Genomic DNA, 13,319 nt, shown 5'->3' on the forward strand with positions numbered 1-13,319 from the left:
CTTCTCCTTTCTCAGTGGTAGTCCTCGATGTCGAGCACAGTCGATGTGGTCGCGCTGACCGCGTGGGGTGAGGGCTCGATGAGGAGTCTCCAGTTGCCGCTGAGCGATCCGGCCCACGTTCCGGCGCGTGCGCCGGTGAGCTCGTGCCACCCACCGCCGGGATCGTCGTCGAGCAGATCCCCGAGCGTGTCGGAATTTTCGAGCGCTTTGACGCGCAGGCGGAGCTTTTTCTTGAGGTCGGGCCGCCTCTTCTGCATCTCGCGCTCGTCGGTGCAGAGCTTCGCGAGCTTGTTGTCCTTGTATCGAACGTCCACGTGGTGTTACCGATCTCGTTACAGGCTACCGCGACTAATGACACGCTACGGCCCCGCTCGGTGTCACCGACCTCGTGGCACACCGCGCGGCGCGCTCGTGCTGTGCCGGAGGGCGTCACTGCATGCTCGGGCACATGCCACACGCAGTCGTGGAGGCCGACGCTCCTCCACAGTGGACGAATCGCCATGTTCTCCCCACATCGAGCCCGGACGGCAACGGAGCGCATGACCGCCGCCCTACCGTCGTCGGATGCGGGAGACGAACGGGCCGGACGATGAGCAGCTGACGGAACTGCTGCGCCCTCGCCGTGCTCGTCCGCGGTGGCGGGTAGGAGCGGGGGCGGCAGTAGTGCTCGTCATCATGGCGGCGGTCGTCGCCGTGCTGCTGGCAGGGGCGCGGGCCGGCGGTCACGAGCGGACGCTCGAACCGGCTGTGGCGACGAGCGAGCCGGTGGCCGCGTCCGCAGAGTCGCTGTACGTGCACGTCGCCGGGGAGGTCGCTACTCCTGGGCTTTACGTGCTTTCACCGGGAGCGAGGGTGGCGGACGCGCTAGCCGCGGCGGGAGGTTTCCGCGAGTCAGCCGAGCGGGCGGCTGTCAATCTGGCACGGAAGGTAGTGGACGGCGAGCAGATCGTCGTCCCCGCGATCGGAATGGCACCCGCGGCGGCTCCGGGGTCGGCCTCCGCAGGGTCCGCCGCGGGCTCTGTGCTGAGCCTGACTGTCGCCACTGCCGCACAGCTGGAGGATCTGCCCGAGATCGGGCCGTCCACCGCTGCGAAGATCGTCGCCTACCGGGAAGCCAACGGCCCGTTCACCTCCGTTGACCAGCTGCTCGAGGTGCCCGGGATCGGCGAGAAGACCCTCTCGGCCTTCCGTGATCAGGTGGCGCCGTGAGTGCCGTGCGTGCGGCGGACGTCCGCCTGCTTCCCGTCGCCGTCGCGAGTTGGGCGGGCGCGTGGTCGGCGGGACTGCTCCCGGTGAGCGCGGTGCTGGAGTGGGGAGCTGCCGCCTGCGCCACGGCGTGGCTGGTGATCCTCCTCGGCGCGGGGCTGCTCGTGCAGGCCCGGAGGCGGCGCGGTCGAGCCGCGCTGGGCGGAGTGCTGGTCGCGGCGGCCGGAGCTGCGCTCGCGGTTACCTCCGTCGTGGTGTCGGCTCCCGGCGATCATCCGGAAGCGCTGCGCGGCGCCGCGGAGCGCCGTGCAATTACTTCGGTGGCCGTGTGCGTCGACAGCGGACCGCGCCCGCTCGCCACCGGCGGCGTGTGGTTCGAGGCGACCGCGCTCAGGGTCGGCGACGTCCCCGTGTCGGCGCCCGTCCGCGTTATGCTCGCCGACCCAGGAGGGGACATCGCGGTCGCCTCGGAGCTGCGGCTCGCGGCGCGGGTTGGCCCGGGGGAGAGCGCTGTGGGGGAGATGCCCCTGCTGAACGCCTCTGCCGTCCTCGATCATCGAGCACCAGAGGGAGCCGCCGGCGTCGCGGCGATGCTCCGCGCGCACTTCCTCGCACGCACGGCGCTGATTGGCGGAGACGCTGCCGGGCTCTTGCCGGGCCTGGCCACGGGCGACACTTCGGCGCTGGACGCTGGTCTCGAGGAGGACATGCGGACGGCGTCGCTCACCCATCTCACGGCCGTCTCCGGCGCGAACTGCGCACTGGTGGTTGTGGCGGGCTGGGCGGTCGCGGCGCTCCTCGGAGCCGGGCGTCGCCTCCGCACCGCCGCAGCGCTGGCGACGCTCGCGGCCTTCGTGCTGCTGGTCACGCCGGAGCCGAGCGTCGTGCGCGCGGCGGTGATGGCCACGGTGGTGCTTCTTGCTCGGCTTGGGCGGCGGTCGGGAGCGGCGGTGCCGGCGCTGCTCGCGTCGGTCGTCGTGCTCGTCGTCGCTGACCCGGCGATTGCCGGTCGGCTAGGCTTCGTCCTCTCCGTCCTGGCAACGGCGGGCCTGCTCCTCCTGGCAGAACCCATCGCGGCGACGCTCGGCCGGCTGCTCCCACGCTCGCTCGCACTCGTGCTGGCTGTGCCGACCGCCGCACAACTTGCCTGTCAGCCCGTCCTTGTGCTGGTAGACCCGTCCGTGCCTGTCTACGGCGTGCTGGCAAACCTGCTTGCGGAGCCGGCGGCGCCCGCTGTGACCGGGCTCGGGCTCATCGGCTGCCTGCTCGCGCCCTGGTGGCCGGGCGGTGCAGACGTCGCGATCCGGCTCGCCGCTGTACCCGCGTGGTGGATCGCCGCGATTGCCCGGGCCGTCGCGTCGTGGCCCTCGCCACGTCTGGCCTGGTGGTCGGGCCTCGGTGGCGCTGTGGCACTGTCCGCACTGACGCTCCTCGCACTGGTACTGGTCAGCCGGTCGGCCCGACTCGCTCGACTCCGGAGGATCGCCGCGGTCAGCCTCGCCTGCGCGCTGGCGGCGACCGGTGGCACCGCGGTAGCAACTCCGCTGCTGCGCGCGGCGTCCGTCCCCGACGACTGGCGCGTCGCCCTGTGCGACGTCGGTCAGGGAGATGCGATTCTGCTGCGCGGCGACGAGGGCGTCCTGCTCGTTGACACGGGGCCGGACCCGGCACCCCTCGACGCTTGTCTTCGTCTCCTGGGCGTGGAGCGGGTGGCACTCCTGGTGCTCACCCACTACGACCTTGACCACGTCGGCGGTCTCGACGCCACCCTCGGTCGCACCGACTCCGCTCTCGTCGGCCCCGCGGCCGGACGGGACGATGATCGTGACCGGGCGGCCCTGGCCGGCTCAGGAACCGTGGTTCGGGAAGCGGTCCGCGGCGACGCCGGCACACTCGGATCGCTCCGCTGGCGAGTGGAGTGGCCGGAGGGAGGGAGCGCCCTGCGCGGGAACGAAGCGAGTGTGGCTCTTCGCGTCGACATCGGTCCCGATGGGCGGGGCGCCCCGCTCTCCGTCGCGCTCCTGGGTGACCTCGGAGCGGAGGAGCAGGGGCGCGTCGCCCGGCTGCCCGTGGGCCGTGTCGATGTCGTCAAAGTCGCGCACCACGGCTCGGCAGACCAGGCATCCGCCCTCTATGACGCGCTGGGCGCGAGCATTGGGCTGATCTCGGTCGGCGCGGGCAACGACTACGGGCATCCGAACCCCTCGCTCCTGGCGTTGCTCGCCGAGCGAGGGGTCGAGACGCTGAGATCTGACGTCGAGGGCACGGTCGTGCTCGCGTCTCGCACCGACGGAGTCGTGGTGTGGGCGAGCGGCTCGGGAGCGTCCGCGGCAGCCTCGGAGCCCCGAGCGCAGACCGTAAAGTGGAGGCGCTCGGATGGGCGCGGGACGGAAGGACGACGGCATGGCAGGCAGAGTCCCGTCGCGCGCGAAGGCGGCGCCCGCGAAGGCGGCGATCCCGCAGCTCGCCTGGAGCCAGACGCGGCCCGCCCCGATCGTCCTGATCACGGGTCCGGAGGAGTTCCTGGCCGACCGTGCGCTGCGGTTTCTTCGCGAGTTTCTGCGCGCCGAGGATCCGAGCCTCGAGGTTAGCGACATCGACGCGGGCGGCTACGCACCGGGCGAGCTGATAACGCTGGCCAGCCCGTCGCTGTTCGACGAGCCCCGGCTCATCCGCGTCTCGAACGTCGAGAAGTGCAGCGACGCGTTTCTCCTCGAGATGCTCGACTACCTCCGGGCGCCGGCCGACGGAGCGACAGTGGTGCTGCGTCACGGCGGCGGCAATCGCGGCAAGAAGCTCCTCGACGCCATCCGCTCGGGAACGGGCGGTGGGATCGAGATCGTCTGCGCCGAACTCAAACGCGAGAGCGACAAGATCGACTTCGCGATCGCCGAGTTCCGCACGGCTGGGCGGACCGCGACGACCGGCGCCGTACGCGCGTTGGTCTCCGCGTTCTCCGACGACCTCGACGAGCTCGCGTCGGCCTGCCAGCAGCTGCTCTCTGACGTGACCGGGGAGATCACCGAGGCGACCGTCGCGAAGTACTACGGCGGCCGGGTCGAAACCACAGCATTCACGGTCGCCGACTCCGCGATCGCGGGCAGGCACGGGGAGGCACTGCTCGGCCTACGTCACGCGCTCGCCTCCGGAGCCGACCCGGTGCCGATCGTCGCCGCGTTCGCAAGCAAGCTGCGCACGATGGCGAAGGTCGCCGGCACCCGAGAGGGCTCCGGCCAGGTGGCCTCCCGCCTGGGCCTCGCCCCTTGGCAGGTTGATCGCGCCCGCCGTGACCTGCAGGGCTGGACGGGCGAGGGTCTGGGCACCGCGATCCTCACCGTCGCCGACGCGGACGCCAACGTGAAGGGCGCAACCCGTGACCCCGTGTACGCCCTTGAGCGGATGGTCTCCGTCGTCTCCGCTCGCGGACTCTGATCGCCCGGCACCGCTCCTCATCCACGCCCTGGAGCCAGTTGCGCAAAGGATGATGAGGACGCCCGTCGACGCGGTGCGGCGAGAAAAAAGGGCCCGGCCAGACGGCCGAACCCTTTCTTCCTCGCAGTAATGCGCAGAGTTACAGCGCTGCGACCTGCTTCGCGATGGCCGACTTGCGGTTCGCGGCCTGATTCTTGTGAATGACGCCCTTGCTGGCGGCCTTGTCGAGCTTCTTGGCAGCGAACGCGAGAGCGGTCGAGGCCGTGGCAGCGTCCCCGGCGGCGATCGCGGTGTTGACCGAGCGGATGGCGGTCTTCAGCTCGCTCTTGACCGCCTTGTTGCGCTCGTTCGCCTTCTTGTTGGTGAGGTTGCGCTTGATCTGCGACTTGATGTTTGCCACGTGGATTACCTTCTTCTCGGATGTGCGTGTGTGCAGCCGGCTACTCGACGGAGTGCCCCTTCCGCGGGCGTCTGAACGCCCTGCGGTGCGACTGGAGGTCGCCGGCTTCTGATCACTCCACGCCTGCCGGGTGTCCGGAGGGGGAGCGCAAGCCAACAAGGAACTTTAGCGCACCCGTCGCCACCCTTCAACCGCCGGCCCGCCGCTCCCGACCGCGAGGCGCCTCTTCGGTACGCGACACGCCGGACCGGGCGGACCCAAGAAGCATCTCGCGTAGCGCGCCCGCCCGGTCCCGGTCCCCGCCGCCGGGCATGGGACACTGGTCCCACGATGTCTCCACGTGCACACACCGGGCTTGAGCCCGCCGCGACCGATCCGGCGTCCCTCCGTAACTTCTGCATCATCGCCCACATCGACCACGGCAAGTCCACTCTCGCCGACCGAATGCTCGGCATCACGGGCGTCGTCGAGGACCGAGCGATGCGCGCGCAATACCTCGATCGGATGGACATCGAGCGTGAGCGCGGCATCACCATCAAGTCCCAGGCCGTGCGGATGCCGTGGGAGCGTGACGGCCACACCTTCGCCCTCAACATGATCGACACTCCGGGGCACGTCGACTTCTCGTATGAGGTCAGCCGCTCTCTCGCCGCGTGTGAGGGCGCGATCCTCCTGGTCGACGCGGCGCAGGGCATTGAGGCGCAGACGCTCGCGAACCTCTACCTTGCGCTCGAGAACGACCTCACGATCATCCCGGTGCTGAACAAGATCGACCTGCCGGCCGCCGACCCCGAGAAGTACGCGAAGGAACTCGCGAGTCTCATCGGCGGCGATCCGGACGATGTGCTGCGCGTCTCCGGCAAGACAGGCGCGGGAGTCGAGGCTCTCCTTGACCGCGTCACCGAACTCATCCCGGCCCCTCAGGGCGAGAAGGACGCGCCCGCCCGCGCAATGATCTTCGACTCCGTCTACGACTCCTACCGCGGCGTCGTGACCTACGTTCGGATGATCGACGGCCGGCTCTCGCCGCGCGAGAAGATCCAGATGATGTCGACGCGAGCGACCCACGAGATCCTTGAAATCGGCGTGTCGAGCCCTGAGCCGCAGGCCACACAGGGACTCGGCGTCGGCGAGGTCGGCTACCTCATCACCGGAGTAAAAGACGTCCGCCAGTCGAAGGTCGGTGACACGGTCACCACCGCCGCCAAGCCGGCCACGCAGTCGCTTCCCGGCTATACCGAGCCGCTCCCGATGGTCTTTTCGGGCCTCTACCCCATCGATGGCAGCGATTACCCGGACCTGCGCGAGGCCCTCGACAAGCTCAAGCTTTCGGACGCCGCGCTCGTCTACGAGCCCGAGACTTCGGTCGCACTCGGCTTCGGCTTCCGCTGCGGGTTCCTTGGCCTCTTGCACCTCGAGATCATCACCGAGCGCCTCCAGCGTGAATTCGGGCTCGACCTCATCACCACCGCGCCCTCGGTGATCTACGAGGTCACGACGGAGGACAAAAAGACCGTCATCGTCACCAATCCGAGCGAATTCCCGGTCGGCAAGATCGCGGCCGTCACCGAGCCGATCGTCAAAGCCGCGATCCTCGCGCCGAAGGACTACGTCGGCACGATCATGGAACTCTGCCAGAGCCGCCGCGGCACGCTGATCGGCATGGAGTACCTCGGTGAGGATCGCGTGGAGATTCGCTACCACATGCCCCTCGGCGAGATCGTCTTCGACTTCTTCGACAACCTCAAGTCAAAGACCGCCGGTTACGCCTCGCTCGACTACGAGCCCGCCGGCTCGCAGGAAGCCGACCTGGTGAAGGTCGACATCCTTCTTCAGGGCGAGCAGGTCGACGCATTCAGTGCGATCGTGCACCGTGAAAAGGCCTATGCATACGGTGTGCTGATGACGGGACGCCTGCGCAAGTTGATTCCGCGGCAGCAGTTCGAGGTGCCGATCCAGGCGGCCATTGGCGCCAGAATCATCGCGCGCGAGTCGATCAGCGCAATGCGCAAGGACGTGTTGGCCAAGTGCTACGGCGGCGACATCACCCGCAAGCGCAAGCTCCTCGAGAAGCAGAAGGAGGGCAAGAAGCGGATGAAGATGGTCGGCCGCGTCGAGGTCCCTCAGGAGGCGTTCATCGCCGCGCTCTCGGGCGACGTCGAGACCAAGGACAAGAAGTAGCGCGAGGTTCTGCGTCGGATACGCTGGGTCGGATGGACAGGAATTCGCAGCGAGACGAGGAGTCCGGGAAGAAGGTCGGGACGTGAGCATCCGCCGTTCTAACTTCGAGGGCCAGCCGCAGGTCACCTACGCGGCGGTCGGCGGAACGCTGGCGCCCGATCTCCTCGAGTATCCGCCGGACGGATTCACCGCCGAGCGCTTCGAAGCCCGCCTCGGCTCCGGATCCGAGCGTTTCGCCATCGCCGCTGCATCCCTGATGACCTGGGGAGTGCAACGTGGCAGCGATATCGACGTCACGGACATCACCAGCGGCAGCGGTGTGCAGTACACGGGGGTCAACTTCGATTCTGCGGGCACACCGATCGACCTGACGAGTCGGCCGACGGAGGAGCATTTCGCTCCCGACGGCACCCCCTACATCACTGCGGGCGTCACCGCCGTGCTCCGGGTGACGCTGCTCGGCCGTGTGTTCGACGCGCCCGTGCGCGTCGTGTACGTGGTGGACGAGCCCGACCAGGTCGGCTTCGCCTACGGGACTCTCGAGGGCCATCCCGAGAGCGGCGAGGAGTCGTTCGTCGTCGAGAAGCGCGCCGACGACTCCGTCTGGCTCGTCATCCGCGTGTTTTCACGCCCCTCCACCCGTCTCTACCGTGCAGGCGCACCTGTGTTGCGCGCCGTACAGAAGCGCCAGGTCAAGAAGTACCTGCGCGCTCTGCTGCCAGCGCGCGTGAGCTGACGTGGGGAGCGCCCTCCCGCTCGCTGATCCGGCACCGCTCGACGGACGTCTCCCCGCCTCCGTGGTCGAGGGCGCCGAGAGCCGCGACTTCGGTCTGTACGTGCACGTGCCGTTCTGCCGGGTCCGCTGCGGGTACTGCGACTTCAACACTTATACGGCGACGGAATTGCGCGGAGTTCGCCAGCAGGATTACGCCGACGAGGCGGTCACCGAGATGGCGCTGGGCGCCAGCGTGCTGGAGCGCGCGGGGCTGCCTCGCCGCCCTGCGGCCACCGTCTTCTTCGGCGGCGGCACCCCGACACTCTTGCCCGCCGGTGACCTCATCCGGATGCTCGACGGCCTGCGCACGCATTTCGGTATCGCGTCAGGCGCCGAGATCACGACGGAGGCGAATCCCGACTCGGTCGATGCGGCCTACCTTCTCGCGCTCGCCGATGCCGGCTTCACCCGGGTCAGCTTCGGGATGCAGTCGGCCGTTCCGCATGTGCTTGCAACCCTTGAGCGCACCCACGACCCAGAGCGGGTGCCCCGCGTCGTGCAGTGGGCGCGCGAGGCCGGCCTGCAGGTTAGCCTCGACCTCATCTATGGCACGCCGGGGGAGTCGCTCGCCGATTGGGAGCGCTCGCTTGACTCCGCCCTCGCCACTCGGCCCGACCACCTCTCGGCGTATGCGCTGATCGTGGAGGCCGGAACGAAGCTCGCCCGGCAGATTCGACGCGGCGAGGTCGCCACTCCGGACGACGACCTGACGGCCGACATGTATGAGTTGGCGGATGCGCGGTTGGCCGAGGCGGGCTACTCCTGGTACGAGGTGAGCAACTGGGCGCGCAACAACGAGCATCGCTCCCGGCACAACCTGTCGTACTGGCTTGGTCACGACTGGTGGGGCGTCGGCCCGGGTGCGCACAGCCATGTCGGAGGCGTGCGCTGGTGGAACGTGAAGCACCCAGCGGCCTATGCCGACCGGCTGAGTGCTGGATCGTCGCCCGCCGCTGGCCGCGAGTCTCTCGATTCGGACACCCGACAGGTCGAGGATGTCCTGTTGCGCTCCCGCCTGGCCGACGGGCTGCCGATTGACGCTATCGATGCCGGGCGCAGAAGTGAGGTCGCCGGGCTGATTGCCGACGGGCTCGTGGACGGCCGAGCGGCGATCGGCGGTCGCCTCGTCCTGACGCTGCACGGGCGTCTGCTCGCCGACGTGGTGGTCCGACGGCTGACGGATGGCTGATGCCTTCCGCTACCGGAACAATTGACGCCTCCCGCTTACTTAAAGAACGGGATGCTGAGCGGATACGTGTAGTACTCGCCCGCGCTCGCGCGCACCGCCGCGATGATGCTGAACACGATCACCAGGATCGGCACCACGAGGAAAACGACGATGCCGACGAGCACGAGCGACAGGATCGTCCCCGCGGCATAGGCGATCAGAACCGTCAGGTGAAAGTTCAACGCTGACTTCGCGTGCGCCTCCAGGAACAGCCCTCGGCCTTTGAAGACGAGGAAGACGACCAACGACGGCACGAAGGTGAAGAAGATGCCGAGAACGTGCATGACGATCGCCCAGGTCTTCTCGTCCGCGGGATCGATCGGAGGAGCAGGTGTGCCGTCAGCGGGAGGCGGGGGAGGAGTAGCCGACATGGTGGTCTCCGTTGCGTCGTCGGCGCCGGGCGACCCCGTGCGCTTGGCGTCCATCGTGGCACGCGGCACCCGCGCCCGCACCAAGATCAGTCGTAGGGGTCTTGTGGAGCGACGCGAAGGCTCCTCCACAGGCCGTCGGGAGCGGCGTACTCGGCCGATCCCCGCGTGACCCCGCTCGGGGGGCGTGCCGCGCGGTTATGATTGGCACTCAGAGTTGCGGAGTGCCAAGCTCCGTGCGGCGTGCACGCCGCAAAAGATCGTGCCTTCGGGCACACGAAGTCCGGCGGGAGGTCGGTCAGATGGTCACGGAGCGCGGTCTCCAGGTCCTGCGCGTGATCGTGCAGGACTACGTGGCGAACCGGGAGCCGGTCGGCTCGAAGTCGATCGTCGAGCGGCACGCCTTCGGTGTTTCCGCGGCCACCATCCGTAACGAGATGGCGCAGCTCGAGGAGGAGGAGCTGATCGCGGCCCCACACACCTCCTCCGGTCGCGTCCCCACCGACAAGGGCTACCGCCTCTTCGTCGACCAGCTCGCCGATCTGCGTCCGCTGACCTCCGCGCAGCGCCAGGCGATCGAGACGTTCCTCGGACAGAGCCCGGACCTCGACGATGTGCTGGCGAAGACGGTGCGTCTGCTCTCGCAGCTGACGAACAGCGTCGCTCTCGTGCAGTACCCGTCTTTCGGCGCTGCGCGGTTGCGACACGTCGAGCTTGTCGCTCTCGCTCCGCGCCGGCTGCTCTCGGTGCTCATCACCGACACGGGCAGGGTCGACCAGCGTGTTCTCGAGACTCCGGAGGACATCGACGACGCTCTGCTCAGCGACATTCGGGCCACTCTCAACAGCGCTGTACTCGGTCTCGGGCTGCAGCAGGCGGCCGAGATTCTCGTCTCCGTTGCCGAGCGCTTCAGCCCCGAGCGCCATCGGATGCTCGCCCCGATCGTGCAGACGCTGCTCGAGCAGGTGGGTGCCAACCGGCAGGATCGCCTCGTGATGGCCGGAGCCGCCAACCTGGTGCGGACCGAGGAAGACTTCACCGGCAGCATCTTTCCGGTCCTCGAGGCGATCGAGGAGCAGGTGGAACTTCTGCGTTTGTTCGCCGAGATGACGCCGGACCCCCGGGGCATCTCGGTGCGCATCGGCCGCGAGAACGCATCGTTTGGGCTGCAAGAGACGTCGGTGCTCACCAGCGGCTACAACACCGCGGGCGGCCAGGTCTCGCGTCTGGGCGTGCTCGGCCCGCTTCGGATGGACTACTCCGGCAACATTGCCGCGGTGCGCGCTGTCGCCCGCTACCTCTCCCGCCTCCTCGGCGAGGGATAACCCTCGATTTCTCCGGCCGCCCCCGGATTCCTCCCGGTGCGCCGTGCCCGGCACACCCACCACCCGAACGAAGGACGAAGCCACCTGTGGCAGATCACTACGAAGTGCTAGGCGTCGAGCGCGACGCCTCCGCCGATGAGATAAAGAAGGCGTACCGCCGACTCGCCCGCGAGCTGCACCCCGACGTCAATCCGAGCGCGGACGCGTCCGATCGCTTCAAGCTCGTCACCCACGCCTACGACGTGCTGAGCGACGCCCAGCAGCGGGCGCAGTACGACCGCGGTCCGCAGGAGGGCTTCGGCGCAGGCGCCCAGGGCTTCGGCGGCTTCGGCGACATTTTCGAGAGCTTCTTCGGCCAGGGCGCGCAGGGCTCCTCGCGCGGCCCGCGCTCCCGTCGCGAGCGGGGTCAGGACGCGCTTCTGCGCGTCGAGGTTTCGCTCGACGAAGTCATCTTCGGCGCCCACCGTGACCTCGAGGTCGACACCGCCGTGCTCTGCGAGACCTGCCAGGGCTCGTGCTGCCAGCCAGGCACCTCACCCGTCACCTGCGACATCTGTCACGGGTCCGGCCAGATCCAGCGCACCGTCCGCTCCCTTCTGGGTAACGTGATGACCGCGAGCCCGTGCGGCACCTGCCGCGGCTACGGCACCGTCATCGCCACTCCCTGCTCCACCTGCCAGGGCCAGGGCCGCGTCCGCGCGCGCCGCACGATCCCTGTCGACGTCCCGGCGGGCGTCGACACCGGCCTCCGCCTCCAGATGCCGGGCAGTGGCGAGGTCGGCCCGGCCGGTGGCCCGAACGGCGACCTCTATCTCGAGATCAAGGTCAAGCACCACGACGTCTATAGCCGCAACGGCGACGACCTGCTCTGTACCCTCGAGGTGCAGATGACGGATGCGATCCTGGGCTCCATGGCGACCCTCGCCGCGCTGGACGGCGACATCGACATCGAGATCAAGCCCGGCACACAGAGCACAGAGATCGTCACGATCAAGGGTCGCGGAGTGACGCGGTTGCGTGGCAGCGGGCGCGGGGATCTCCGGATCGGGATCCAGGTTGTCACCCCGACCAAGCTGGGCCATCGGGAGCGCGAGCTGGTCCAGGAGTTCGCGAAGCACTACAAACCGCAAAAGCCGGCGCTGACCCACTTCCAGCAGGGTCTCTTCTCGAAGCTCCGCGACCGCTTCCTGGGCTGAGCGAGTGGCGCACCACTACATCGACGAATCTCTCGATTCGGCCGACTTCCGTCTCGGATCCTGCCTCGCACTCACCGGAGCGGAGGCGCGGCATGCCGCGTCCGTGAGCCGCATCCGCGTGGGAGAGCGGGTGCGCGTCGGCGACGGTCGCGGCCGCGTGGCGACGGCGGTCGTCGAGAGCGCAGAACCGACGCGGGTGGTGCTCCTCGTCGAATCGCTACATGAGGTTCCGGTCCCGTCCCCGCGCCTTGTGCTCGTGCAGGCACTCGCAAAGGGCGATCGCGACGAACTCGCGGTGCAGGCCGCGACCGAGCTGGGCGTCGACGAGGTCGTCCCCTGGCAGGCGGCGCGCTCCATCTCGCGCTGGTCTGGCGGGAAGGAAGAGAAGGGGCGCGAGCGCTGGCGGAGCATCGTCCGCGAGGCGAGCAAACAGTCGCTGCGCGCCCGGGTCCCCGATGTCTCGCCGCTCGTCCAGACCCGCGAGCTGGCCGAACGCGCGGCGCTCGACCGGGTGCTGGTGCTCGAGCCGAGCGCCGGGGCCCGCCTTTCGGCGATCGTGCCTGATGAGCGCGATCTCGTGCTCATCGTGGGTCCTGAGGGCGGCATCGCTCCCGAGGAGCTGCGGTTGCTCGCGGAGGTGGGGGCCGAGGCTGTCGCGCTGGGCGACTCCGTCCTGCGCACCTCGACCGCCGGGCCCGCGGGGCTCGCCGTGCTGTCTGCCCGGCTCGGCCGCTGGTGACGCTCCTCCACAGCCTCGCCGGGCCTCTCACTTCGCGTGCCGTGGGCGAACGGAGCGCCCGCCACGCGCGAGCCCTGTTTAAGATGGGCTCATGAGCGAACCCACCGTCTTCACGCGCATCGTCCGGGGTGAAATCCCGGCCGATGTCGTGTTCGAGAACGAGCGCATCCTCGCGATTACCGACATCGCGCCGAAGGCTCCCGTGCACCTGCTCGTCTTTCCCAAGACGCAGCAACATACGACAGTCAGTGCTCTCGCCGCCGCCGAGCCTGCCCTGCTCGCCGAGGTCGTGCAGGTCGCTCAGTCGCTCGCCGATTCCCGCAGCAACGGCCAATTCCGACTCGTCTTCAACTCCGGAGAGGATGCGGGCCAGACCGTTCCTCACGTCCACGCCCACGTCCTGGGCGGCCACCACACGGAAGGCTCCCTTGCCACCGGTTGAGAATTCGGGCGTGAGCCCCGACGAGCG

The 13,319-nt window shown here is 68.8% G+C and carries 12 protein-coding genes and 1 pseudogene; 10 read left to right on the plus strand and 3 right to left on the minus strand.

Going from position 1 to position 13,319, the window contains the following annotated elements; all coding sequences use genetic code 11:
* Window positions 1-11: 11 nt before the first annotated feature.
* Window positions 12-314, minus strand: a complete 303-nt coding sequence (locus B0H03_RS10015; RefSeq protein WP_104264530.1) for a type II toxin-antitoxin system RelE/ParE family toxin — start codon at window positions 312-314, stop codon at window positions 12-14.
* A 250-nt stretch (window positions 315-564) separates the two neighbouring features.
* Between B0H03_RS10015 and B0H03_RS10020 the strand changes: the two genes are divergently transcribed.
* From B0H03_RS10020 to holA, 3 genes and pseudogenes are all read left to right on the plus strand, one after another.
* Entirely contained in the window at window positions 565-1,209 is a 645-nt protein-coding gene (locus tag B0H03_RS10020) for a ComEA family DNA-binding protein (RefSeq protein WP_104264531.1), read from the plus strand.
* Window positions 1,210-1,796: 587 nt separating this feature from the next.
* Window positions 1,797-3,002, plus strand: a pseudogene (locus tag B0H03_RS17090) (ComEC/Rec2 family competence protein); the annotation flags it as partial.
* Between the two features lie 607 nt (window positions 3,003-3,609).
* Window positions 3,610-4,638, plus strand: coding sequence for a DNA polymerase III subunit delta (gene holA / locus B0H03_RS17095; protein ID WP_104264723.1), 1,029 nt, complete (start codon window positions 3,610-3,612; stop codon window positions 4,636-4,638).
* 139 nt (window positions 4,639-4,777) lie between these two features.
* Here holA and rpsT read toward each other — a convergent pair whose 3' ends face one another.
* The gene (rpsT, locus tag B0H03_RS10045; RefSeq protein WP_104264534.1) at window positions 4,778-5,038 is read right to left on the minus strand and encodes a 30S ribosomal protein S20; all 261 of its coding nucleotides are present in this window, start codon (window positions 5,036-5,038) and stop codon (window positions 4,778-4,780) included.
* A gap of 330 nt (window positions 5,039-5,368) precedes the next feature.
* Here rpsT and lepA point away from each other — a divergent pair, with 330 nt between their 5' ends.
* The 3 genes from lepA to hemW all read left to right on the plus strand — a co-directional run bounded on the left by lepA (window position 5,369) and on the right by hemW (window position 9,183).
* Entirely contained in the window at window positions 5,369-7,219 is a 1,851-nt protein-coding gene (gene lepA / locus B0H03_RS10050) for a translation elongation factor 4 (RefSeq protein WP_104264535.1), read from the plus strand.
* Between the two features lie 82 nt (window positions 7,220-7,301).
* Window positions 7,302-7,955: a DUF1990 family protein gene (locus B0H03_RS10055; RefSeq protein WP_241560402.1), complete on the plus strand. Its 654-nt coding sequence runs from the start codon at window positions 7,302-7,304 to the stop codon at window positions 7,953-7,955.
* A 1-nt stretch (window position 7,956) separates the two neighbouring features.
* Window positions 7,957-9,183, plus strand: coding sequence for a radical SAM family heme chaperone HemW (gene hemW / locus B0H03_RS10060; protein WP_104264536.1), 1,227 nt, complete (start codon window positions 7,957-7,959; stop codon window positions 9,181-9,183).
* 35 nt (window positions 9,184-9,218) lie between these two features.
* Here hemW and B0H03_RS10065 read toward each other — a convergent pair whose 3' ends face one another.
* Window positions 9,219-9,647 (minus strand): DUF4870 domain-containing protein, encoded by a 429-nt coding sequence (locus tag B0H03_RS10065; protein WP_237399512.1) that lies wholly within the window; start codon window positions 9,645-9,647, stop codon window positions 9,219-9,221.
* Window positions 9,648-9,892: 245 nt separating this feature from the next.
* On the opposite strand from B0H03_RS10065, the gene hrcA reads away from it, so the two are divergent.
* The 4 genes from hrcA (at window position 9,893) to B0H03_RS10085 (ending at window position 13,292) form a co-directional block, all read left to right on the plus strand.
* Window positions 9,893-10,915, plus strand: a complete 1,023-nt coding sequence (gene hrcA / locus B0H03_RS10070; protein ID WP_104264537.1) for a heat-inducible transcriptional repressor HrcA — start codon at window positions 9,893-9,895, stop codon at window positions 10,913-10,915.
* Window positions 10,916-11,001: 86 nt separating this feature from the next.
* Window positions 11,002-12,111: a molecular chaperone DnaJ gene (gene dnaJ, locus B0H03_RS10075; RefSeq protein WP_104264538.1), complete on the plus strand. Its 1,110-nt coding sequence runs from the start codon at window positions 11,002-11,004 to the stop codon at window positions 12,109-12,111.
* A 4-nt stretch (window positions 12,112-12,115) separates the two neighbouring features.
* Window positions 12,116-12,850, plus strand: coding sequence for a 16S rRNA (uracil(1498)-N(3))-methyltransferase (locus B0H03_RS10080; RefSeq protein WP_104264539.1), 735 nt, complete (start codon window positions 12,116-12,118; stop codon window positions 12,848-12,850).
* 91 nt (window positions 12,851-12,941) lie between these two features.
* Window positions 12,942-13,292 carry an HIT domain-containing protein gene (locus B0H03_RS10085; RefSeq protein ID WP_104264540.1) on the plus strand — a complete coding sequence of 117 codons (351 nt, stop codon included), beginning with the start codon at window positions 12,942-12,944 and terminating at the stop codon, window positions 13,290-13,292.
* Window positions 13,293-13,319 lie beyond the last annotated feature (27 nt).

The sequence above is a fragment of the Rathayibacter iranicus NCPPB 2253 = VKM Ac-1602 genome (genome assembly GCF_003149025.1).
GTDB classification, from domain to species: Bacteria; Actinomycetota; Actinomycetes; order Actinomycetales; family Microbacteriaceae; genus Rathayibacter; species Rathayibacter iranicus.

Bases quoted from the DNA above. Each gene is read 5' to 3' on its own strand.
- B0H03_RS10065 (WP_237399512.1), bottom strand. From the start codon at position 9,647: ATGGACGCCAAGCGCACGGGGTCGCCCGGCGCCGACGACGCAACGGAG.
- B0H03_RS10085 (WP_104264540.1), top strand. From the start codon at position 12,942: ATGAGCGAACCCACCGTCTTCACGCGCATCGTCCGGGGTGAAATCCCG.
- B0H03_RS10020 (WP_104264531.1), top strand. From the start codon at position 565: ATGCGGGAGACGAACGGGCCGGACGATGAGCAGCTGACGGAACTGCTG.
- lepA (WP_104264535.1), top strand. From the start codon at position 5,369: ATGTCTCCACGTGCACACACCGGGCTTGAGCCCGCCGCGACCGATCCG.
- hrcA (WP_104264537.1), top strand. From the start codon at position 9,893: ATGGTCACGGAGCGCGGTCTCCAGGTCCTGCGCGTGATCGTGCAGGAC.
- holA (WP_104264723.1), top strand. From the start codon at position 3,610: ATGGCAGGCAGAGTCCCGTCGCGCGCGAAGGCGGCGCCCGCGAAGGCG.